Origin of the sequence: Helicobacter didelphidarum, assembly GCF_003364195.1 — a bacterium.
In the GTDB taxonomy this organism is placed as follows: Bacteria; Campylobacterota; Campylobacteria; order Campylobacterales; family Helicobacteraceae; genus Helicobacter_A; species Helicobacter_A didelphidarum.
The window spans coordinates 37,928-61,288 of sequence record NZ_NXLQ01000008.1 but is presented as its reverse complement, the minus strand read 5'-3'; the positions used below and the strand labels follow the sequence as shown (position 1 = coordinate 61,288).

Below are 23,361 nucleotides of genomic sequence, written 5' to 3'. Positions count from 1 at the left end.
TTGATAAGGAGCTATAATGAGTCTAGTAAAACGTTTTGTGGTTTGCAGTCTTTTTACATTCTGCGTAATGTGGTCAGAGAGTTATTGGGGAAATCAATCGACATACACAACAAACTACGGTAAAGGAGAATATGACAATCGTTATCAATCTGGATTTAATCAATATGAAAATACTCAAATTACCTATGATGTAGCATATAGAAGATATAAAAGAGGCGATCTTGAAGGTGCATTGCAAGGCTTTGCATTATTGTGTCAGCAACAAAATAATTTTACTGCTTGTTTTGCTGCAGGCATTGTTCAGGGGAATCTTTTGAGTGAAGTAGAAAGTAATAAAAAAATTTCTCGTTCTGAACGCAAGAGAAAACAAAATGAATATTATGGACTTATGATGGGGTTTTATACAAAAGCTTGCAATGGGGGGAATTATGATGCTTGCAACAATTTAGCATTCTATGAATTTGCAACAAAAGAACAACGCGAAAAGAACAAAAAAGAGGAAGAACAAGAAAAAGCACAACATGACCGCACTATGGACCTTTATGCAAAATCATGTAAAGCTGGAAATAAAGAGGCTTGTCAGAATCTTGGTGTTATATATAGCGGTAATTTAGATGATAAAAATGGACAAAATGCTAATCTTACCCAAGCTGAAAATTATTGGAGTAGAAGTTGCACAATGGGTGATAGTGTAGCATGTTTTAACCTTGGTGTATTGCGTTACAATCATGCAAAGTCAAATGCGGATTATGCAAAAGCTGTGAATTTTTTTAATCAAGCATGCGATAATAATTATGCTGCCGCTTGTTTGAATCTTGGGATTATTTATGAAAGAGGAGTAACAAATAATGCCGATCAGGATATAATAGATGCATTGCAATATTATACTAAAGCATGTTATTATAAATCATCTGATGGTTGTTCATATCTTTCAAAACTTGCAAATAAACAGAGTAAAAGACAATATTAAAGTTATAGGTTTATTATATTCTCAGTTAAGAATAAGTGAAAAACTAGAGAATTTATATATATTTAAAAAAGTTTATGTTACAATTAAGCTTTTTATTCTAATGAGGATTGAATGACTATGGAGATTCAGAAAAAAGCTTCTGGTGATTATCAAACAAATACATATATTTTACACTTCAATAGTCCTAATACAATCGATTTTGCGATTGATCCAAGTTTTGCCAATGATTGGGTATTTAATAATACTTCAAATCTCAAAGCAATTTTTATTACACATGGACATTTTGACCATATTTGGGAAGCACATATACTAAGAAAACGCACAGGAGCAAAAATATATTGTCCAAAACAAGATTCTTTTATGATGGAATCTGATTGCTTTAATCTTGGACTAACACCATGTTGTGCAGATGTATATATAGAGAATGATAAAACAATAACAACACTCAATGTTGAGGGTATTGAAGTAAAATATTGGCATTTTCCAGGACATACGCCCGGTTGCAGTATTATAGAAATCGATCATCATTTTTTTAGTGGTGATTTTATCTTTCAAAGAAGCATAGGGCGATGTGATTTTCCATATTCTAATCCAAAGGATATGAAAGATTCATTACAAAGATTCTTAACAATATCTTATGATTTTCCTATTCATCCGGGACATGGTGAGGATACAAGTGTTTTTGCAGAAAAACATAGTATTCCAAAATGGTTAAAATATCTCGATTTGGAGAGTTCAAGGCAACAAATATTAAGTTAGAATTAGTCAAGGATAGCTATGGAAGAAGAGTCTATATTAAAAGAGCGATATTTACGCCATATCTTGCTAGAAGATGTTGGTGAAGAAGGACAAAAAAAGCTTGCAAAGGCAAAAGTTCTTGTTATTGGTGTAGGTGGATTAGGTTCGCCTGTTTGCATGTATCTCAGTGCTGCTGGGATTGGTAGAATTGGAATATTAGATTATGATACTGTTGAGAGGGGGAATTTGCAACGACAGATTATCCATGCAACCTCAGATATAGGAAAATCCAAAGCAGATTCTGCACGTATGAAAATGCAAAATATTAATCCAAATATAATTGTAGATAATTATTTTGAGAGACTTAATGAAGAAAATGCTTTCTCAATTATACACAATTATGATTTTATTGTTGATGCAACAGATAACTTCGAGACAAAATTCCTTGTTAACAATACTTGTATTCAAGCAAACAAACCTTTTAGTCATGCTGGTGTTTTAAAACATAAGGCACAAACTATGACTATTATTCCACATAAAAGTGCATGTTTTGCTTGTATCTTTGAAAATACATATACAAAAGATATGAATGCAATTTTTCGTTCTGGCTTACTTGGTGTAACTCCGGGTATTATTGGATGTATCCAAGCAAGTGAAGCTATCAAATATTTTTTAGGAATTGGAAATCTTTTAACAAACACACTTTTAACAATGGATATTATGGCAATAGAGTTCAAAAAAACATCATTACAACGAAATCCATTATGTCCGATTTGTTCTCTAAAAAGAGAAAATTTAGAAGATAAAGATTCTAATTCTTAAAGGATTTGGTATGTATACTGCGGCATATAATTTGCTTCATTTTTATTTTAATTTGGTAGAGAGAGGTTAGATCATGGATTTATCGTCGATTTTAGGTATTTTATTATCTATTACAAGTATTTCAGTTGGAGATATTTTGGAGGGTGGTAACCCCTTACATATCATTCACTTAAGTTCAATTCTTATCGTTATGCCAACAGCGGCATTTTCGGCGATGACTGCTTCACACCCAAAAGCTGTTAAAGCGGCGTTTAAGGAGATTAAAATTGTCTTTGTGAATCCAAAAGTGAATCTCAACAACACTATTCGACAAATGGTAGAATTTAGTTCCGAAGCACGAAAAAATGGTCTTTTAACACTTGAAGCAAGGGTTTCACAATTAGAAGATGATTTTACTCGTGAGGCAATGTCAATGATTATTGATGGTCGTGAAGCAAAAGATGTGCGTGAGGATATGGAAATACAGATTGAACAATTAGAACACTATTATCATGGGGCAGCACATTATTGGTTACTTTTTGGTGAAAGTTGTCCGACATTTGGACTTGTTGGGGCGGTTATGGGGCTTATGCTTGCTCTCGCACTACTCGATAATCCGGCTGCAATGGCAGCAGGTATTGCGGGGGCATTTACGGCAACGGTTACAGGTATTATGGGGGCATACGCACTCTTTGGTCCTTTTGGAAATAAAATTAAAAACAAATCACATGATATTATAAAAGAAAAAATGCTAATCCTTGAAGGTGTTGTAGGTATTGCGAATGGCGATAACCCAAGAAATTTAGAAGCAAAACTCTTAGGATTTATCCCACCAGGTGAGCCTAAAATTTCACAATTTGAATAATATCTTGGTTTTGAAATGAAATAAGGAAACAATATGGCAAAAAAATGTAAATGTGAAGAATGTCCCGCAGGAGAAAAATGGGCTGTTCCATATGCGGACTTCCTATCCCTATTGCTTGCACTTTTTATCGCACTTTATGCGATTTCTGCGGCAAATACTTCTAAGGTTAAAGCTATCACTCAAGCTTTCATCACAATTTTTGATGCAACCCCCATGCCTGAAAGAACCATGCCTGTTATGATTATTCCTCCAGATCCAGGTACAGTAAAGCAAGAAACAGAAGAATCAAAGCCAAATAGCTCAACAAATATGAATGCACCAACAACTGTTGTAACAATTACCCAACTCTCTAACCTTATTCAAGATGGTGGTTTGCTTGAACAAATTGAACAAGGAACAACTTTGCGATTGCCATCTGATATTTTATTTGAACCCGGAACAGCAGATCTTGTGAATCAAGATACACGCACAGAATTAGATTTACTTGCAACAACTATTGCAAAGTTACCTCAAGAGGTAAGTATTAATATCAAGGGTTATACAGATAATTCCATACCATCATCTCATCGCAATAATTATGAATTAGCGGCAGCTAGAGCATCAAATGTGATGGAATACTTAATAGGAAAAGGAGTCGATCCTAGAAAACTATCCTATACTTCGTTTGGACAATACCATCCAATAGTCCCTAATACAAGTGAAGTAAATCGTAGAGCTAATAATAGAGTAGAAGTGTTTTTCTCAACAACAAAAACATCAGCCCATGAAGTGCAAGGTGTATTAGAAGATATGCAGGAATAGTAATGAAAGAATAGTAACTAATTTTGTTGCGAGGATTTGTTATAAAAAGGTTTTAGAGAAAACATATAGTTTGCAAAAATTGACTATAATACAACACTATGATTTTGCTATTTTTACTATGATAACAAAAATTCTATAAAACATATAAATTGAGCGTCTCTTCAAGTATAAGAAAGGGTTAATTTTGCTGGGGTTTGGGATTGGTGAAATTATTTTAATACTAGTCGTTGCAGTCATTGTGCTGGGACCAGATAAACTCCCTAGTGCTATTGTTGAGATAATTAAAGTTATTCGAGTATTAAAAAAGACTGTTCAAGATGCTAAAGACACTCTTGATAAGGAAGTAAATCTTTCTGAATTAAAACGCGAAGCAGATGAATATAAGGAAAAGCTACAAAATAGCCTTGATGTAACAAAAGAAATAAAAGATATAAAGTTAGTTGAGGATATTAAACAGGATATGAATGATATTCAACAGCTTTTTAAAGATTATGAACCAAAATCGATACAATTTGATTCTCTACAATCTCATGATAATATCGCAACTAACAACAAAATTACAGAATCAACCCCAAAGATTCTAGATTCAGATTCTACGCAGACAATGCAAAATTCTCACACAAAAGACTCTAGTGAATCACCTAAAGAATCATCTCAAAAACCCATAGCAAATAATGAATTTATTAATAATAAAAATATTATACAAGAACATTTATATCAAGAAAACTCAGAAACTAACAATCATATTAATCATACAAAAACTCAAATATCAAAAAGTTCTTTAACAGAAAATGTATCAGACACAATAAAAACAACAAACAAAGATTTTAAATCCTCACTTTTTCAAACTCGTAAAGAATATTGATGTGGTAGAAAGGAACATATTTTATGTATATGAAATATAACTATCTTATTGATGTAGGTAATTGATATGTTTGAAGAATTGCGTCCTCATTTACAAGATTTGCGATTGCGTTTGATGATTTCATTGGCGTGCATGGTTGTATGTTTTGCATGTTGTTTTGCATTTCATCAAGAAATTTTTTATTGGATTAAAAAGCCAATCGAAGAAGCATTTGCTAATGGTGTACGCGGAAAACTCATACAAGTTGCACCAGCAGAATATCTTTTTGTTGCCATCAAAGTGAGTTTTTTTACAGCTTTCGTAATTTCTATACCAGTTATTTTTTGGCAATTATGGCTTTTTATTGCTCCAGGTCTTTATAAGCACGAAAAACGACTGATTTTGCCATTTGTTTTTTTTGGTAGCTCCATGTTTGCATTGGGACTTATTTTTTGTTATTACATCGTATTTCCTTTTGTCATTCGATATGTTCTTGCCTTTGGTAATGAAGTGATTGAGGCAAATATTGCCAGCAATGAATATCTCATTTTTTTTATAAGAATCATGCTTGCTTTTGGTTCAATGTTTGAATTACCTGTTTTAGCATTTTTCTTAGGAAAAATTGGTCTTATTACTGATGGCACACTCAAAAAGTATTTTCGTTATGCCGTAGTTCTTATATTTGTATTGGCAGCCATAGTAACCCCACCAGATGTTATCTCGCAACTTTTACTTGCCATTCCTATGGTATTTCTTTATGGTATAGCATACATTATCTTAAAATTTGTAAATCCAGAATCAAAAATAACCACAAAATCTCAAGAAATTGTAGAACCTTAAAATATCACATCATAACAAAATATCGGACTTGATACAAATTCAACCTTACAAAATTAAACCGATTTATTTTTTTCTTTATGCTTGTCAAATCTATTGCATGTAATGTTTCTTAAGCTAAAACTATACAAACTTACAAAGCTTATCTCAAACTTTTCTGAAAATATCGAATCTAAATACAAATGTTTTTTAGGTAAATTCTATATTTTTTGCTTCCTCTTCTTTCCTAAAAACATTATAATACCTCTTTATATTCTCTAAGTAGTTTTAGAGTTTGTATCGTAGTTTTTATAAATTTTCTCTTATAAAGCAGAGAATCTCCCACTAATATTCTTAGAGGCATTTGATTGTGAGAAAATAGCCTTTCTTGAATGGCATGAGATTCAAAGTGTCTTTTCTCAAAATGACTTTAATTGGAATGTTACACCAAGCAATCATGAAAGCAAGGAGTTTCTCCAACCCTATAAAGATATACAACACAAGATAGAATCTAAAAAGCAAAGATTCAGCCAACACAAAAACTATAATTGAGAGGAATATTCAATGAATTATTATATAATTTTTGCAAGAAAAATAATAGCAAATGGCAAAAATTTTTATGTGTGGAATCAGAACAAACCATCAGCCTAAATCATTAATCTCTCATAAGGATAATTTATGAATCAAGTGCAAATTTTAGTCTTAGACTTTACAAGAAACTTCGCTCAAGCTTGTTTTGGGAGTCAATACACACAATTAATCGCTAGGCGACTGCGTGAATATGGCGTCTATACCGAAATCGTGCCATATTTTGAGAAGCTAGATCTATTCGCACGAAAAATCCCGAAACAAACAGGAATTTTAAACTATGACACAAGCAAAACAAGATTCTGATTTATTTCTTACCCCCAAACAAGCAGCACTTTGGGCGAGTGAATATTTGGGCAAAAATGTAACGAGCAATAATATTATCTATCTTTTAAATTATGGCAAAATAGCTAATCATGCACAAATTATAAAGCAAACCTCCAATAAAAATTTCATAAGGGTTAATAATGTCATCAAAAGTGAAAATCTCATTCATAAAGATGAGTTAAAAGCCTATTATGACACGCTATTTACCACAAAACCTCATTTGAATAATCCACTTTCTTTCGCACAATGCAAAGAGGCTGAAACGACGAAGCATATCCATAGATTGCACCCGTATAAAGGCAAGTTTATCCCGCAACTTGCAGAGTATTTCTTGGATTCACATGTTGATTCTATAAAGAGAGAGGCTGTGTTTAAGCGAAGCGATATTGTGCTTGACCCATTTTGCGGGAGTGGGACGACATTGAGTGTGGCAAATGAACTAGGAATGCACGCTATTGGTGTGGATATATCGATTTTTAATACAATACTTGCAAATGTAAAAGTGCGAGATTATGATATGGGAAATTTAGAGTATGAAATTTTGAGATTGACAAAGATTCTAGAATCTCATATACAACAAAATCAAATTGTAGAGTTTGAGCAAATCTTGAATGAAAAATTAAGTGAATTTAATCAAAAGTTTTTCCCAAACAAAGAGTTTAAAAGAAAGGTTGTTTTAGGTGAGATTGATGAAAAATCTTATGGGAGAGAAAAAGAGCAGGAATTTTTAGAAATCTATAATGATTTGGTAAAAAAATATAATATTAATATTCAAATAGTAAATAATGAAGTAAGTTTTTTTGAAAAATGGTATTTAGATTCTATCAAATGCGAGATTATGTATTTAAGAGATGGGATAGCACAATCTCCACAAGAGTTACAAGATATTTTGATGATTATTTTAAGTCGCACTGCTCGTTCGTGTAGGGCAACAACGCATTCAGATTTGGCGACCTTGCTTACACCTATTACACAGACTTATTATTGTCATAAGCACGGTAGAATTTGTAAGCCTCTTTTTAGTATTTTGAAGTGGTGGAAAAGTTATAGCCAGGATACACTGAAGCGTTTGAAGGAATTTGCAAGATTAAAGACAGATACAAGGCAGGTTTGTTTGAATGGGGATTCTACAAATATCAATATTCTAGCAGAAGTTATGAAATTCGATACACAATTTGGGGATTTGCTAGAATCTCAAAAAATTGCAGGAATCTTTAGCTCACCACCTTATGTGGGACTGATTGATTATCACGAACAACACGCATATGCGTATGATATTTTTACACTTCCTCGTAACGATAAGCAAGAGATTGGTAAGATGAGTGAAGGGCAAGGGAAGGTAGCACAAGAGAAATATGCTCAAAATATTGCAAAAGTGCTTCGCAATGCAAAAAGATTCTTAAAAGAAAATTACAATATTTTTTTGGTTGCAAATGATAAATTTAATCTCTATCCAAAGATAGCAGAACTTGCAGGAATGGAGATTGTCAATCGATATGATAGACCTGTGCTTAATCGAAGTGAAAAGGATAAAAACAAATATAATGAAAGTATATTTCATTTGAAAGATAAACAAGGCTCAAGTTAAAAAATAAGGGAAAATCTATGCAAATAAAGCAAAACATCAAAAATCGCCTTAAAAATGCGTTGAGACAAAAATTTAGTAATTACACGCCAGAAACTTCATATATGCCTTTTCACACGAGACTTTTAGGTAGGGATAGAATGGCACTATATAGTTTTATTCAAAGCCTGAATACAAATTTTGGGACAAGTATTTTTGAGCCTGTGGCAGAAGAATTGGGATTAGCGAAGTTTGATAATATCACGCGTCAAGCCTTTGCAGGAGAAACTATCACCAGAGAAGCACAGCGAGTAATTCAAGATATTATGGATAACCTAGAAAGTGGAAGGGTAAAGCCGAACAAATGCAATGAAATAGAGAGAATTTTGCGTGTAGCACATAGTGGTGAGATTTCTACAATCAAACCTACAAAGATAGATTTATTGCTTCAAAAAGACAAGAGTGTATATTTAATTGATATAAAGACAGCTAAACCAAACAAAGGTGGTTTTAAGGAATTTAAACGCACATTGCTTACTTGGGTGGCAAGCTATGCTTATGCAAATCCAAATGCAGAGATTCATACGCTTATCGCTATCCCTTATAATCCCTATGAACCAAAGCCTTATGAACGATGGACTATGGCAGGAATGCTAGATTTAGATTTTGAACTCAAAGTTGCAAAGGAGTTTTGGGATTTTATCGGTGGAAATGGGAGCTATGAAATGCTTTTAGGTGCTTTTGAAGAAGTAGGAATTGAGATGAGAGCTGAAATTGATGAATATTTTGCTAGATTCAACACGAAGTGAGATATTCAATGAGTTATTATAAAATCTTTAGAGGAACAAGGATAGCAATACACACAATCAGAGTGAATCTCCAATTTTAAAAGGATAATTTATGAATCAAGTGCAAATTTTAGTCTTAGACTTTACAAGAAACTTCGCTCAAGCTTGTTTTGGGAGTCAATACACACAATTAATCGCTAGGCGACTGCGTGAATATGGCGTCTATACCGAAATCGTGCCATATTTTCAAGGCGAATATTTGCATAAAAATGAGTCAAGGAAAAGCAATGCAAGATAGTCCAAATATTATGCCATTTGAGCAGTTTCTATTGACTCTAAAACCGACAAATAGAAATCTTAGATTCTATGTGGATTGGGAAAAATGTCTTAGGAAACGCGATGAGATTAGTATCTCACTTAATCATCTTAATTTTTTACTCGGCAAGCCTCAAAGTGAAATGCTTCAGTGTATTGAGCGGTTGTTTAAGGAATATTCTAAGGCATTTAGTATTTTACATATACTTATCGCAGTGCGTGATGAGTGTGAATTGCTTTTAGATTCTTTTTCAAATCAAAGTGAAATGAACCTGTATTTCACTAACCCCCAAAAGATTTATGAGTTTATTTGTGAAAGTGGTTTGATAGATATTTTTTGTGATAAAAAGATTAAAGATTTAAATGATTTTGTCTTCGGTATTGAAGTGGGTTTTGATACAAATGCGAGGAAAAATCGTAGTGGTAATCTTATGGAATCTACACTTCGTCAAATATTCACACAATCCCATTTGGACTTTAGGGAGCAAGTGAATGTAGCAGAGTTTGAGGAGCTTCATAAAATCTTTGGTGATGATATAAAAAAGTTTGATTTTGTGATTTTTACTCAAGAGAAGAGATATTGTATAGAATGCAATTTTTATGCAAGTAGTGGAAGTAAGCTCAACGAAACAGCAAGATCGTATCAAGAGATCACTCCTAAATTTACAAGTCTCACTCAATATGAATTTATTTGGATAACTGATGGACAAGGCTGGTTATCGGCTAAAAATAAACTTCAAGAAGCATACAAGAGTGTAGAGATTTACAATCTAAGTAATATTGATGACTTAATACGAAAGATAAAAAATGATACATAATAACTCAGCTTCTCTTGCATTTGCAAGTAATGATTCCCTTTTCTCACTTTATCAAGGTGATTGTAATGAGATTTTGCCACATTTTGAGAATAAGTTTGATCTCGTTTTTGCCGATCCGCCTTATTTTCTCTCAAACGATGGGCTTACTATTCAAAGCGGTAAGATTGTGAGCGTAAATAAGGGGCAGTGGGATAAAAATAATGGTGATATTGATAGATTTAATATGCAGTGGTTATGTAATGCAAAGATCGCACTTAAGGACACAGGAAGTATCCTTATAAGTGGCACTTATCATAATATTTTTTCACTTGGCACTGCTTTGCAAAAGCTTGACTTTAAGATTCTTAATATTATCACTTGGCAAAAGACCAACCCACCACCTAATTTTAGCTGTCGTTATCTTACCCATTCCACAGAGCAGATCATTTGGGCAAAGAAGAGTCATAAACATAAGCATATTTTTAATTATGAGATTCTAAAAAAGCTAAATTGTAATAAGCAAATGCGTGATGTTTGGACTTTTCCAGCTATCGCTCCTTGGGAGAAGAGAAATGGTAAGCACCCGACACAAAAGCCCTTAAATCTGTTGGTGCGTTTAATTCTTATGGCGAGCAATCAAGATTCTCTTATTTGCGATCCTTTTAGTGGAAGTTCTACGACAGGTATCGCGGCAAATCTCTTGGGAAGGAAGTTTGTAGGGATAGAAAAAGAAAGTGAATATATCGCAATTTCACAAGCAAGGAAACAGGAGCTAGATTCTAGTTTTGGTATTGTAGAAACTAAAATCAAAGATCTAGTTAGTATGAAATCAATATCAAAGTGAGATATTCAATGAGTTATTATAAAATCTTTAGAGGAACAAGGATAGCAATACACACAATCAGAGTGAATCTCCAATTTTAAAAGGATAATTTATGAATCAAGTGCAAATTTTAGTCTTAGACTTTGGGAGTCAATACACACAATTAATCGCTAGGCGACTGCGGGAATATGGCGTCTATACCGAAATCGTGCCATATTTTGAGAAGCTAGATTCTATCCGCGCACGCAATCCAAAAGGGATAATCCTAAGCGGTGGTCCCGCAAGTGTGTATGAAAAGGACGCCTACAAGCCAGATTCGAGGGTGTTTGAGCTAGGTATCCCCGTGCTTGGAATCTGCTATGGTATGCAGTATATAGCGGATTTTTTCGGCGGTCGTGTCGTGCGGGCGGAGGCACAGGAGTTCGGCAAGGCAGTGCTAGAGATTGTCGAGCGTGTGAATGGGGATTCTCAAAACGCACACACATATATCGGGCGAGGGGATTCTATCCACGCAGATTCTATCCATAGAGATTTTCACAGCACAAATGCTTGTAGAAATGCCACACATTCTTTCACGCGAAATCCCCATTATGTAGCCTCAAATCTCACTTTGTGCAATACAGATTCTCAAAGCACCAAGCGAGATTGTTTGTCTCATCAGCGGGGGAGTTACGAGCAAGGGATTCATCATCAATGCGAGATTCTTAGGGCAAGTGGCGATTTTGTTATCACAAAGGCGAGTGAAGCGGATTTAGAGGAGATTCTCAATTTGCAACACACAGCCTTTATCCCGGAGGCAGAACGCGTAGGGAGGCTTGATATTGAGCCACTCACGCAGGATTTGGCGAGTATCAAGGAGGAGTTTCAAACCCACATATTTATCAAATGCGTTCATAATGATGCGATTGTGGGCAGTGTGCGAGGATGCGTGCGTGATGAGACGGCACATATTGGCAAACTTTTTGTCGCCCCTCAATATGCGGGCAATGGCTTGGCAAAGGCGATGATTGCGGAGCTTGAGCGATGTCTTCCAGCGAAGCGATATGAGATTTTTACGAGTGCAAAGAGCGTTGAGAATATCAAACGATATGAGAAACTCGGCTACAAGCAGTATGCAAAGAAATTGGTAGAAAATGATATAGAAATGGTGTTTTTGGAGAAATTCGTATCACAAAATCACACTATCCACGCAGATTCTAAACCTTTTCAATGTGCTGCATTACGCGCACTTCCAAACGCTAAGAGTATCAAAAAATCTCTCATTACTTTGTGGGAAGATTCTATGCGTGCGACGCATAGCTTTATCAAAGAAAGCGATATTGCAAACCTTAGAGATGAGCTGAAAGAGGGCTTAGAGAGCGTATTTGTGATTGTGGCGAGGCGAGAGAATGGGCGTGAAATGTGGCAAAAAGATGAGATTGTGGGATTTATCGGTATAGATTCTAAGAATATAGAAATGCTTTTTGTCTCACCGCGTGCGTTGCATCAAGGCGTTGGCAAGGCTCTTATCGCAGAGGCGTATAAGCAGGGCTTAAGTGTCTTTCAAACTATCAAGGTTTCTTGTAATGAACAAAACACAGACGCCTTAAGATTCTATCAGGATTTGGGTTTTGAGATTGTGGGGAGAAGTGCGCTTGATAGTGGCTCACGCCCTTATCCTATGCTATTTTTAGAGATTTCAAAGCCCAAACTACAATCCATTATAGAATCTTGGACTTCACACAATGCTTCAAAAGGTGCATATATGCAGGGGCAGGATTCTAAGGGCAGTGCATGGGGACAAAAAGTGATTTTGCAAACCAAACGCACGATATTGCGTGAGTTTAGGCAAAGCGATTTCGCGGAGCTAAAGCAGATTCTAAGCGATGAATCTGTGATGTATGCGTGGGGACATAGCTTTAGCGATGATGAGGTGCAAAAGTGGCTAGAGCAGCAGTTTGTGCGATATGAGCGTGATGGCATTGGCACTTGGGCGATGATAGAGACGCAAAGTGGCAAGCTCATCGGCACTTGTGGGCTGAACTATACGGAGATTAGCTTGGAGGGTGTGCAAAAAAGGCGAGTTGTTGAGATTGGCTATATTTTGAGGCGGAGTCATTGGGGCAAGGGCTATGCGTTAGAATGTGCGGAAATGTGTAGGGATTATGCGTTTGCAAATCTTGGGCTAAGTGAGGTGTATTGCCTCATCAAAGATGATAATTTCGCCTCAATGAAAGTCGCTAGGAAGCTAGGAATGCGTCTTGTTGGCGAGAATATTAAGAACTACAAGGGCGAGGATTTGCGACATTATCTTTTTTATGTGAAGAATGCCGAACTGATTTTTGCAGCACAAAAGTCCGAAGTGGCTCATAAGGGAACTCATAGTATAGAATCTCGTGGGGCAGAATCTCACATTGCAGACTTAGAAGAGGCAACAATCCATAAGATAGAATCTAGCGATATTTTTCTTGCAACCAAACGCACGATTTTGCGATGTTTCAATGATAATGACTTCGCAGAACTCAAAAAGATTCTAAGTGATAAAGAGACGATGTGGGCGTGGATAGAGGATTTTGATGATAGGGAAGTCAAGCGTTGGATTCAGCATGAGAAAGAAAACTACGCACGATATGGCGTGGGCTATTTTGCCATTATCGAGCCTCATAGTGGCGAGATGATAGGACAGGCTGGATTGCATTACAAAGAGCATTTGGAGCTTAGCTATATCGTGAAAAAAACTCATTGGAGTAAAGGCTATGCACTTGAGGTGTGCGAGGCATTACGCGAATATGCCTTTGCACATCTTGGCGCGAAAGAACTCTATGCGATTTGCAGGAGTGATAACCTCGCTTCACAGAATCTCGCGCGCAAGTTAGGAATGCAAAAAGTCGGCGAAGTGGGCGATAGTGTGGGGAGTGGCGAAGTGTATTTTGAGTTTGCCCTGAAGAAAGATAAATGGCGTAAATCATATCTTAAGACTTGTGGCAATGAAGTGAGCAATAGAAATATGAGCGTAAGACACACGATAGATTCTAAAGATTCTTGCCATACGCGCAATCATTACTTGAATCATTTTTCTTTTCACACCATACATAAGAATGAAAAAGAGAGTGTATTCACGCAATGGCAAAGCTATTTTCTTAGCAATCATAGCTTTATGGGTGAGAAAATCCTGCAAGAAATCACGCAGGATATTGCTCATGTGATACGCAATGGCAAAAATGTGAAGTGCATTGTAGATTCTCATAATCAAGAAATGATGGGCTTTGGCGTGTTGCGAGACAATCATTTTGAATGCTATGCGATGAATACTCAAGTCGCATACAAGGATTTGCTTGAGGCATTCCTTGTGCATATTATGGCAAATGAATTTTTGCACATTGCGACAATCACGACGCGTTGGGATATGCAGGACAAAAATGGATTGCAATGCTATCTCAATCTCGGCTTTGAAAGAGTAAAAAAAGAGGGGAATATCGCCCATTTGAGCGTAGATTCTATGGCACTCAAGGCAAAATTGAGCGATACTCTCTATGGGGGGCGAAGTGGAGATTCTAAAGATTTGAGCAAAAATCCCCATCACTTCAATCAGCCTTGTAGCCTTAGCAATGAAGTGGATTTAGAGCAAGGCAGGGATTCTAAAAATCCTTGCCATACACGCAATCTTTTTTATGGTGTGAAGCAAGATTCTATCGTGTGGATGAGCCATGCGGACAAAGTCGAGGAGATACCGAGTGGATTTATCGAGCTAGCGAAGTCTGGCAATACGCATTATTGTGCGATTGCGGATTTGGAGCGAAATATTTATGCCTTGCAATTCCACCCCGAAGTCGTGCATAGCGAATGTGGCGGACAGATTCTCAAAAATTTTGCGGTGGATATTTGCGGGAGCAACACGGATTGGAATATGCAAAATTTCGTGCAAAATGAGATTATCAAATTGCGTAAAATCGTGGGGATAGAATCAAGTATGAAGTTTCAAGAAATTGATGATTCTAACTTCAACAATGTGTGTGCCTTGCGTGTGAAAGAGGAGTTTAGCCATTTTATAGAATCTAATGCGGATTCTATCAATGAGGCGAAACAGGTTGGATATTGGAAAGCAAGGGCTATTTATGCTGATGATACGCTCGTTGGCTTTTGTATGTATGATTATGTGGCGATTGAGGATAGAGTGTGGATTGACCGCTTTATGATTGATGAGAAGTTTAGCAACAAGGGCATAGGAGGGGTAGCGTTTCGCACATTGCTTCGGAGGATTTTTGCTGAATTTGGCAAAGATGAAATTTATCTTAGCACCTATGATGAAAATATCGTCGCTATGGGCTTTTATGCAAAGATTGGATTCCAAAAAAATGGCGAGAGAGATAGAAATAACGAAGCGGTTATGGTGCTAAAAAGAGTAGATTTTGAAAGGAGTGAATCCGCTAATAGAGCATCTAAGGGCGAAATACAAAAAAGAATCCCTTATAAAAAGAACCCGCAAAATACGCCGAGACTAGATACAAAAAGACTCATTTTAAGGCGATTTGAAGCAAGTGATTTGAGGGCGATTTTTGAAATTTATAGCGATGAGGCGACAAATGTTTATCTGCCTTGCTTTGTGTGTGAGAATCTTGCTCAAGCTCAAAATATTTTTGCTCAAAAATATCAAGCAATTTATGCAAAAAAGCAGGGCTATAAATATGCAATATGTCTCAAAAATGAGAATATCCCCATAGGCTATGTGCATATAGAGTGTGAGCCGCCCTATGATTTGGGCTATGCGTTGCGTAGTGAGTTTTGGGGCAATGGATATGCTTTTGAGGCGCTTAGTGCGGTGCTTGATGAGGCGCGAGAGAATCTGCCCTATATCAGTGCGACACACGATATACAAAACACAAAAAGCGGGGCTTTGATGTGTCGTTTGGGAATGCCTCGCTATTATGCCTACAAGGAGCATTGGCAACCAAAAAATAAAGAAGTGGTGTTTTGCTATCATCAATTCAATTTTGCACAAAATGTGGAGATATATCGCGGATATTTGACGAAATATGAGCTGATAGAGGAATATGATGAGGAGTGCTATTGTGATACTTGCGTGAGAGATTTAGAATCTCACAATATAGAATCTCAAGCCACACAAGATTCTCATACAGAATCTCAAACTTCCGCTATGGCTCATTCGTGCAAGAAAGATTCTGTGCGAAGTGAGAAAATCCACAATGATTTTGTGCGTTGTGAGTGGGCAAGGGCGAAAAATCCCGATGATGAGAGGCTTTATCAGCACTACCACGATAATGAATGGGGCGTGCCATTGCACGATGATAACAAACTCTTTGAATTGCTCGTGCTAGAGGGTATGCAAGCGGGCTTGTCGTGGCTCACAATCCTCAAAAAACGCAAGGCTTTTAGAAAAGCATTTGATGACTTCAATCCCGCTATCGTGGCGAAATACGATGAGGCGAAAATCACGGAGCTAATGGCGAATGAGGGCATTATCCGCAATCGCAAAAAGATAGAATCTGCGATACATAATGCAAAGGTATTTTTGGAGATTCAAAGTGAATTTGGGAGTTTTTCGCATTATATTTGGGGCTTTGTAGGAGGGAAACCGATAGATAATTGCCCTCGCACGATAGCGGATTTGCCTCCTCGCACGCCATTATCAGATACAATCAGCAAAGATTTGCAAAAGCGGGGCTTTACATTCGTCGGTTCAACGATAATGTATGCCTTTATGCAGTCTATGGGTATGGTGAATGACCATATAGAATCGTGCGTGTGCCGTCGTAAAATGCGAGATTCTATCGATGAATTCATAACGCCACAAGATTCTGTAAATGACACGAGGCAAAATATTTTTGATGAGAAATTGGGGTTGCGTAGTTGTGAGCAAGGAGATAAGACTAGGGCGTCTATCGACGAAGCGAGCGACAAATTTGTATCGATAAAGCCACAAGATTCTGAAAACACTGATAGGCAAAGTATTTTAGAGCTAAAATCGTCACAACGAAAAGGAGCGAATGAGGCGTATGAGGATATACTCCGCAGTGAAGCGGATTTGAGATGTGGTGATTTGAGCCTAAAAGACGAACCTAGTAAGCCTTGCAAGGTGCTATGTGCGGTCAGTGGCGGTGTGGATTCTAGTGTCGTGGCGACTTTGTTGTATCGTGCGATTGGTGAGCGACTGATACCAGTATTTGTGGATACGGGGCTTTTGCGACTTGGGGAGCGTGAGGCGGTGGAGAAAATGTTTCGCGAAAACTTGCGTGTGCCGCTTATCACGATTGACGCCAAAGAGGTGTTTTTAGGCAAACTTAGAGGCGTGAGAGAGCCAGAGACGAAGCGTAAAATCATCGGCGAGACTTTCATCGAAGTGTTTGAGAAAGAGGCGAGGAAGCATAATACAAATGGTGAGATAAAGTTCCTCGCACAAGGCACACTCTATCCTGATGTGATAGAATCTGTGAGTGTCAAAGGTCCGAGTAAGACGATAAAATCTCATCATAATGTCGGTGGATTGCCTGAATGGATGAAGTTTAAGCTTATCGAGCCATTGCGGGAGCTTTTTAAGGACGAGGTGCGCGCACTTGGGCGGGAGCTAGGAATGCCTGAATCTATGCTTATGCGGCATCCATTCCCGGGTCCCGGACTTGCGATACGCATAATGGGCGAGGTGAATGAGGCGGACTTGGAGCTTTTGAAGAGGGCAGATTCTATATTTATCGAGGAATTGCGCAATAAGGGCTATTATGATAGCGTGTGGCAGGCATTTTGCGTGTTGCTCAATGTCAAAAGTGTCGGCGTAATGGGGGATAATCGCACTTATGATAATACGATTTGCGTGCGTGCGGTGGAGGCATTGGACGGAATGACGGCGACTTTTGCTCATTTGCCCCATGATTTTTTAGAGGGTGTGGCAAATCGAATCATCAATGAAGTAGAGGGCATAAATCGTGTGGTGTATGACATCACGAGTAAGCCGCCCGGCACGATAGAGTGGGAGTAGGGAGAATACGGAATTACGATAGAAATTTTGGTATAATTGTAGAATTTCAATTTAGAGGAGTAGTAGTATAATGGAATATAATGAAAGGCAACTAATATGTTCACTTGCAACTTGGAGAAGCTTAAGGGAACAAAATAAAACACAATATGATATTATTGAGGCTTTTTGTAAAAATATTATCACATCTCATTACTCTACCATTTCTTTCTCTGTGCAGGATATTCGTAAAAAAATCAAAATAGAGTATGGGTTTGATAAGATTCCAGATTCTATTTTTGAGCAAGTTTTATTACAAAATTTGAAAAAGTATTTAAATAAAGATAAAGAGGGGAGGTATCGTCTAGTAAAGCAGATTGATACTGATAATAATATAAAAGATATAATAAAAAAATACATAATAGAATATAAAAATTTTTGTGATAATTTAAAAGATTTTTTAGATGAAAAAAAATATAAATACCCTGATAATTTTTTAGAGCTTTTTAATCACTATCTTTTACTTGAAGAAGTAGATAAAAATGAGAATAAAGAAATTTTTGCACATTTTGCAAATTTCTTATTAAAATACAAAGAAAGATATTATAATTTATTGCAAACTATTAAAGAAGGTATTATTTTATATGAAGGATTGAGATATGGTATAAAAAAGGTATTATTTTATATGAAGGATTGAGATATGATATAAAAAAGGTAAAAAATAATAATAAAATAACTTTATTTTTGGATACAGAAATACTTTTTCATGCTATGAAATATAATGGAGAAATGTATAAACAAAAATTTGATGATTTTTATAAATTAGTTTGCAAATATGATGAAAATAGATTACTAATGCCATTGTTTTATAGTGAGATGGTGGAAGATGAGATAAGAAAATTTTTTAATACTGCCAAACAAATTAAAGAACGTAATACCGCCAGTTATAAGCCTACTGCAGCTATGGTGCATCTAATGGAAATATGTGAAAGTGTAAGTGAAATAGAGACTGAAGAAAGTAACTTTTTTTATCAATTAAAAAAACAATTGAAAATTCAAAGGTATCAAGAAAATAGTATTGAAAATTATGAAGATATGCTCGAAAAACATCAAGAATATAATCTGGAAAGTATGTATTCATTGAATAATATTAAACAAATGTTAAGCGATATAAATAAGAATAAGGATATTGATGAAGAAATTGCAGAAAGCATTAAAGCATTGAGTTATATTAATATGATAAGACAGAGTAAGCCTCAAAACTTGTTTAATTCAAAAGCTATGTTGATAACTAATACAAATATTACAAATCGTATTGCTTGGCATGAGGATATTATGGAGGGCAAAATTATACCTTTATCTAGCCATCTTGATTTTATAACCGCTAGATTGTGGGAATTTATAGAAACTTCTTTAGGGAAGACGGAAAAATTAATTAGTTTTAATCCTATTTTTCATCTTCAAATAGCTTTGAAAGAGATATTGCAGGAAAATTTAAGTAAGCAATACATTAGAGCTGAAGAAAACTACAAAAAAGATAGAGATAAAGATAGATTTTGTAGAGAAATTCTTGATATTCAAAATAAAATGAAGCTTGAACCCAATACTGAGAATGCAGATTTTTTTGAAATAATACTTTCGTCTGATGAGATAGAAGAACAAAGAAAATTACAAACCATTGAAAGTGAAAAGAAGTATCAAGAAGGTATAGAATATGGAAAATTTCAGGGTAAAAAAGAAGCAGAAGAGGAGTTCCAATACAAATTAGAGGAAATAGAGAGAAAAAATAAACGTAAACAAAAAAAGGATAATTATCCAAAAAGATTAAAGCAATATAAAAAGAAAAAATGTAAAAAAAATATCAAAAATATCCCAAAGCTATTGCTAGTTTTTATTAAAAAATATAAAACTGCTATTACTGTTATTGCAAGTATAATAAGCTTTATTTCAGCTTTGATTACAATTCTTATATTTTTAAAAGGCTATTTCAATGCAAATTAATTATTTACAACAAGTATTCAAAACTTTTGATACACTTTGTTATCGATATAATCAAGATGCCATTTTGCTTTTAGGCGATAGTCTTGAGATTCTTAAGAATATAGAATCTCAAAGTGTCGATTTAATCTTTGCTGATCCACCTTATGGTATTGGTAAAGATTTTGGAGTTTCAAAGGATAATTGGGAAAATGCTAGAGAATATTTAGAATGGTGCAAGATTTGGATTGATGAATGTATGAGAATCTTAAAACAAAATGGCACAATGTATTTTATGAGTTCAACACAATATATGCCATTTCTTGATTGTTATGTAAGTGAAAAATATTTTGTAATTAATCGTATTGTTTGGAGTTATGATTCATCAGGTGTGCAACCAAAAAATAAATTTAGTTCGAGCTATGAACCAATCTTAATGATAACGCATTCTAAAAATTCATCTTATATTTTTAATGTCAATGATATTTTGATAGAAGCAAAAACAGGGGCAAAACGAGGATTGATAGATTATCGTAAAACACCACCAAAACCTTATAGTCATACAAAAGTTCCAAGTAATGTATGGGATTTCAGTCGTGTGCGCTATAAAATGATAGAATATGAAAATCACCCCACACAAAAGCCAGAAGCTTTACTTAATCGCATAATCCTTGCTTCAAGCAATAAGGGTGATATTGTGCTTGACCCATTTGCAGGAAGCTTTACAACATGTAAGGTTGCTTCAGATTTAGGGCGTAAAACTATAGGAATAGATAATAATGAAGAGTTTTTTAAAATTGGGCTTAGAAGGTGTAGAGTTACTGATACTTACAATAATGAGAAATTGACAAAAGTTAAAATTCGTAAAACCTCTAATAAGTCCAAGAAAGACCATTTATTAAATATTCAAAATTTATTTAGAGAGAATGCTGTATGAAAGATTTTGTTAAAGAAGTTTTAGAAAAACATTTTACTTTAGACGATTCGATAAAAATTTTTCAACAAAGTCCCTTATTGCACTATATTAACTTAAAAACTTCTGCAGTTTATAGCAATACAAAAGCAAGAAGAAGTTTAGCTAATCTTTATGCGGTTTATGCAATTTTATATTTCTATACACAAGATTTTTATAGCGATAAAGGAAAATATAAAAACTTTGATGGCTATGAATATACCAAACTTTTTAGATTCTATCGTTCCTTATATGGTGGTGAGAAATTACAAAATCACGCATTAAACTCAAGAGTAAATGGAGAATTTAAAAATAAAATTGTCAAAGAATATGATAATGATTTGATTATTGTTAATAATGGAAAATATCTTTTACATATTGAATATTTATATATTGAAAATCACGATATATCAAAGATTGCTTTAGAAATTATAGAAAAATATATAGAGTTATTGAAAGCAAAAGATTCTCATTTACTTATGTTGCTAGATTCGCTCATTAAAAGCAATGACAATAAAAATAAATGAGATTCTATTGTTCATCTTTTGCAAGAAGAATGCGAGGCAAGGATTTTTGAAATTATCGCCTACGCAATTCTAAAAAATCATTATAAAAATGAGAAAATTTATATTGGTAAAACCCCCGATGAACTGGAAGAAAGATATTTAGAACTATATAAAACAGGACGGACAAATGCCAATGATGGAGGAATAGACTTTGTAATGCGTCCTTTGGGAAGATTTTTTCAAGTTACAGAAGTAAATCATTATGATAAATATCTTTTAGATATTGATAAGGTTTTGCATTTTCCTATAACTTTTGTCGTGAAGACAAAGGAAACTAAAGAAAAAATTTTAAAAGATTTTCAAACTTATATTTTTAAGAAGTCTCAAGGAATGAAAATTATAGAAGAACGATATAGGCAAGCTATTGAAGAGATTATTACCATTAATGAATTAATAAAATGGTTAGATTTTCTTGATGATAAATCCATTAACACCCTTATTTGCGATATTGATTTATATTATAGGTTAGAACTAAATTTATTAGGTGGAGTTTAATTTATTTTCCTTGTGTTATATTCATGCACAAAATGCTCAAAATAGAGAGTTTCTTACGCTTCAGCCAAAAGAATCTATCGGTATAGGTGAAAAGACAAAAATTACCATTGAAAATTATTTGGGTGGATATTATTTTTTTACCATCGATGATGTGATAGAAAAAGATAATATTTTGTATTTGATTGAGAGTAAGCATAGTAGAGATTCTATATTGCCCTCAAGTGATGATATAAAAGATGGTTTGCTTAAACTTATGCTTTATAATAATCTTTCAATCCTTCAAGATTCTATAGGCAAGAGGGAATTTAGAGTGATTTTACGCTTGACTTCTACTACACTCAAATCAAGTATTACATTGCCAAATACAGCACAAAATAGAGAAACTTTTATGAAAAATAATAATTTTAACGAGAAACAAAAAAGTATTCTTCATTCGCTCAATCTCGAATCTCAAAAGAATAATTTTACTATTTGGTTAGAGAATCTACAATGACACAAGTGATTCGCACTCTCCCATCGATAAAATCCCCCTTGCGTTATCCCGGTGGCAAAAGCAGGGCGATAAAATTCTTAGGGCAATTTATTCCACATGATTTCAAGGAATATCGTGAGCCTTTTTTTGGTGGAGGTTCGATAGGATTTTATATTGCCCAGCAACGAAGTGGTATGAGGCTCATCGCAAATGACTTAAATTACGAACTTTATTGCTTTTGGGATTGTCTTCAAAATAATCATATTAATCTCATTAGGGGAGTTGAAGAGCTAAGGCAAAAATTTGAGAGCGGAAGGGATTTGTATGATTTCCTCATTGCGAGGCGGAATAGTGATTTAAGCCCATTGCAGAGAGGGATTGACTTTTTTATCCTCAATCGTATCACTTTTTCAGGTGTGGTTGATAGTGGCGGATATTCGCAAAAGGCATTTGAGGGGAGATTCACACAAAGTTGTATTGATAGGCTCATAGAATCTCATTCCATTATCACAAATTTTGAATTTCACGCAGAGGATTTTGAGGGCATTATCAAGCGTAAAGGGGATAGTGTCTTTATGTTTTTGGACCCGCCTTATTATCGTGCGAGTAAGTCCAAACTCTATGGCAAAAAGGGAATCTTGCATACAAGCTTCAATCACGAGGCTTTGCATAGGGTGCTTTGTAAGACAAATCATCGATTTTTGCTCACTTATGATGATAGCGAGTATATTCGTCATCTCTACAAGGATTTTTATATGATAGAGTGGGATTTGCAATATGGTATGAATAACTACAAGCAGGGGCGAGCGAGCAAAGGCAAAGAGTTGCTCATTAGCAATTATTTATAATTAAAGAAGTGCATAGAGCAGGATTTTAATCACAAAATTATATTAAAATAAATCTCAAATCAAGATTC

Annotated in this window: 21 protein-coding genes; all 21 read left to right on the top strand. The window is 35.2% G+C overall.

The window, feature by feature from the left end; all coding sequences use genetic code 11:
* Positions 1–16: 16 nt before the first annotated feature.
* Positions 17–970, top strand: a complete 954-nt coding sequence (locus CQA53_RS05160; RefSeq protein ID WP_115542957.1) for a tetratricopeptide repeat protein — start codon at positions 17–19, stop codon at positions 968–970.
* 117 nt (positions 971–1,087) lie between these two features.
* Positions 1,088–1,729, top strand: a complete 642-nt coding sequence (locus CQA53_RS05155; protein ID WP_115542972.1) for an MBL fold metallo-hydrolase — start codon at positions 1,088–1,090, stop codon at positions 1,727–1,729.
* Between the two features lie 18 nt (positions 1,730–1,747).
* On the top strand, positions 1,748–2,530 hold the full coding sequence (locus tag CQA53_RS05150; RefSeq protein WP_115542956.1) for a HesA/MoeB/ThiF family protein: 783 nt from the start codon (positions 1,748–1,750) through the stop codon (positions 2,528–2,530).
* A 73-nt stretch (positions 2,531–2,603) separates the two neighbouring features.
* Positions 2,604–3,374 carry a flagellar motor stator protein MotA gene (motA, locus tag CQA53_RS05145; protein WP_115542955.1) on the top strand — a complete coding sequence of 257 codons (771 nt, stop codon included), beginning with the start codon at positions 2,604–2,606 and terminating at the stop codon, positions 3,372–3,374.
* A gap of 33 nt (positions 3,375–3,407) precedes the next feature.
* Positions 3,408–4,175, top strand: coding sequence for a flagellar motor protein MotB (gene motB / locus CQA53_RS05140; RefSeq protein ID WP_115542954.1), 768 nt, complete (start codon positions 3,408–3,410; stop codon positions 4,173–4,175).
* Between the two features lie 184 nt (positions 4,176–4,359).
* Positions 4,360–5,040, top strand: a complete 681-nt coding sequence (gene tatB / locus CQA53_RS05135; protein WP_181882363.1) for a Sec-independent protein translocase protein TatB — start codon at positions 4,360–4,362, stop codon at positions 5,038–5,040.
* A 66-nt stretch (positions 5,041–5,106) separates the two neighbouring features.
* Complete coding sequence (gene tatC / locus CQA53_RS05130; protein ID WP_115542952.1) at positions 5,107–5,859, top strand: twin-arginine translocase subunit TatC; 753 nt, start codon at positions 5,107–5,109, stop codon at positions 5,857–5,859.
* A 654-nt stretch (positions 5,860–6,513) separates the two neighbouring features.
* The gene (locus CQA53_RS05125; protein WP_115542951.1) at positions 6,514–6,729 is read left to right on the top strand and encodes a hypothetical protein; all 216 of its coding nucleotides are present in this window, start codon (positions 6,514–6,516) and stop codon (positions 6,727–6,729) included.
* Entirely contained in the window at positions 6,704–8,338 is a 1,635-nt protein-coding gene (locus CQA53_RS05120) for a DNA methyltransferase (RefSeq protein ID WP_115542950.1), read from the top strand. The genes CQA53_RS05125 and CQA53_RS05120 overlap by 26 nt, the downstream gene beginning before the upstream one ends.
* 17 nt (positions 8,339–8,355) lie before the next feature.
* Complete coding sequence (locus CQA53_RS05115; RefSeq protein WP_115542949.1) at positions 8,356–9,123, top strand: TdeIII family type II restriction endonuclease; 768 nt, start codon at positions 8,356–8,358, stop codon at positions 9,121–9,123.
* Positions 9,124–9,214: 91 nt separating this feature from the next.
* A complete protein-coding gene (locus tag CQA53_RS05110; protein WP_115542948.1) occupies positions 9,215–9,400 on the top strand; it encodes a hypothetical protein in 186 nt (61 codons plus the stop codon).
* The gene (locus CQA53_RS05105; protein ID WP_115542947.1) at positions 9,390–10,235 is read left to right on the top strand and encodes a type II restriction endonuclease; all 846 of its coding nucleotides are present in this window, start codon (positions 9,390–9,392) and stop codon (positions 10,233–10,235) included. The genes CQA53_RS05110 and CQA53_RS05105 overlap by 11 nt, the downstream gene beginning before the upstream one ends.
* Positions 10,225–11,058 carry a DNA-methyltransferase gene (locus CQA53_RS05100; protein WP_115542946.1) on the top strand — a complete coding sequence of 278 codons (834 nt, stop codon included), beginning with the start codon at positions 10,225–10,227 and terminating at the stop codon, positions 11,056–11,058. Before CQA53_RS05105 ends, CQA53_RS05100 begins: the two co-directional genes overlap by 11 nt.
* Before the next feature lie 91 nt (positions 11,059–11,149).
* Positions 11,150–18,007, top strand: coding sequence for a glutamine-hydrolyzing GMP synthase (guaA, locus tag CQA53_RS13260; protein WP_245945678.1), 6,858 nt, complete (start codon positions 11,150–11,152; stop codon positions 18,005–18,007).
* A gap of 70 nt (positions 18,008–18,077) precedes the next feature.
* The gene (locus tag CQA53_RS05065) at positions 18,078–18,680 is read left to right on the top strand and encodes a hypothetical protein (RefSeq protein ID WP_115542945.1); all 603 of its coding nucleotides are present in this window, start codon (positions 18,078–18,080) and stop codon (positions 18,678–18,680) included.
* Positions 18,681–18,772: 92 nt separating this feature from the next.
* A complete protein-coding gene (locus CQA53_RS05060; RefSeq protein ID WP_147289999.1) occupies positions 18,773–19,984 on the top strand; it encodes a hypothetical protein in 1,212 nt (403 codons plus the stop codon).
* Positions 19,974–20,897 (top strand): adenine-specific DNA-methyltransferase, encoded by a 924-nt coding sequence (gene yhdJ / locus CQA53_RS05055; RefSeq protein WP_115542943.1) that lies wholly within the window; start codon positions 19,974–19,976, stop codon positions 20,895–20,897. Before CQA53_RS05060 ends, yhdJ begins: the two co-directional genes overlap by 11 nt.
* The gene (locus CQA53_RS13120) at positions 20,894–21,439 is read left to right on the top strand and encodes a hypothetical protein (protein WP_220272074.1); all 546 of its coding nucleotides are present in this window, start codon (positions 20,894–20,896) and stop codon (positions 21,437–21,439) included. Before yhdJ ends, CQA53_RS13120 begins: the two co-directional genes overlap by 4 nt.
* Positions 21,440–21,457: 18 nt before the next feature.
* The gene (locus tag CQA53_RS13115; protein ID WP_220272073.1) at positions 21,458–21,973 is read left to right on the top strand and encodes a hypothetical protein; all 516 of its coding nucleotides are present in this window, start codon (positions 21,458–21,460) and stop codon (positions 21,971–21,973) included.
* Positions 21,963–22,466, top strand: coding sequence for a hypothetical protein (locus CQA53_RS05045; RefSeq protein ID WP_115542942.1), 504 nt, complete (start codon positions 21,963–21,965; stop codon positions 22,464–22,466). Before CQA53_RS13115 ends, CQA53_RS05045 begins: the two co-directional genes overlap by 11 nt.
* The gene (locus CQA53_RS05040; RefSeq protein ID WP_115542941.1) at positions 22,463–23,293 is read left to right on the top strand and encodes a DNA adenine methylase; all 831 of its coding nucleotides are present in this window, start codon (positions 22,463–22,465) and stop codon (positions 23,291–23,293) included. The genes CQA53_RS05045 and CQA53_RS05040 overlap by 4 nt, the downstream gene beginning before the upstream one ends.
* Positions 23,294–23,361: the final 68 nt, after the last annotated feature.

Coding starts and splice junctions, on each gene's coding strand:
- CQA53_RS05105 (WP_115542947.1), top strand. CDS start 9,390: ATGCAAGATAGTCCAAATATTATGCCATTTGAGCAGTTTCTATTGACT.
- motA (WP_115542955.1), top strand. CDS start 2,604: ATGGATTTATCGTCGATTTTAGGTATTTTATTATCTATTACAAGTATT.
- CQA53_RS05120 (WP_115542950.1), top strand. CDS start 6,704: ATGACACAAGCAAAACAAGATTCTGATTTATTTCTTACCCCCAAACAA.
- CQA53_RS05060 (WP_147289999.1), top strand. CDS start 18,773: ATGTATAAACAAAAATTTGATGATTTTTATAAATTAGTTTGCAAATAT.
- CQA53_RS05065 (WP_115542945.1), top strand. CDS start 18,078: ATGGAATATAATGAAAGGCAACTAATATGTTCACTTGCAACTTGGAGA.
- CQA53_RS05040 (WP_115542941.1), top strand. CDS start 22,463: ATGACACAAGTGATTCGCACTCTCCCATCGATAAAATCCCCCTTGCGT.
- CQA53_RS05155 (WP_115542972.1), top strand. CDS start 1,088: ATGGAGATTCAGAAAAAAGCTTCTGGTGATTATCAAACAAATACATAT.
- CQA53_RS05160 (WP_115542957.1), top strand. CDS start 17: ATGAGTCTAGTAAAACGTTTTGTGGTTTGCAGTCTTTTTACATTCTGC.
- guaA (WP_245945678.1), top strand. CDS start 11,150: ATGAATCAAGTGCAAATTTTAGTCTTAGACTTTGGGAGTCAATACACA.
- CQA53_RS05115 (WP_115542949.1), top strand. CDS start 8,356: ATGCAAATAAAGCAAAACATCAAAAATCGCCTTAAAAATGCGTTGAGA.
- CQA53_RS05125 (WP_115542951.1), top strand. CDS start 6,514: ATGAATCAAGTGCAAATTTTAGTCTTAGACTTTACAAGAAACTTCGCT.
- CQA53_RS13120 (WP_220272074.1), top strand. CDS start 20,894: ATGAAAGATTTTGTTAAAGAAGTTTTAGAAAAACATTTTACTTTAGAC.
- motB (WP_115542954.1), top strand. CDS start 3,408: ATGGCAAAAAAATGTAAATGTGAAGAATGTCCCGCAGGAGAAAAATGG.
- yhdJ (WP_115542943.1), top strand. CDS start 19,974: ATGCAAATTAATTATTTACAACAAGTATTCAAAACTTTTGATACACTT.
- tatC (WP_115542952.1), top strand. CDS start 5,107: ATGTTTGAAGAATTGCGTCCTCATTTACAAGATTTGCGATTGCGTTTG.
- CQA53_RS05110 (WP_115542948.1), top strand. CDS start 9,215: ATGAATCAAGTGCAAATTTTAGTCTTAGACTTTACAAGAAACTTCGCT.
- CQA53_RS05150 (WP_115542956.1), top strand. CDS start 1,748: ATGGAAGAAGAGTCTATATTAAAAGAGCGATATTTACGCCATATCTTG.
- CQA53_RS05100 (WP_115542946.1), top strand. CDS start 10,225: ATGATACATAATAACTCAGCTTCTCTTGCATTTGCAAGTAATGATTCC.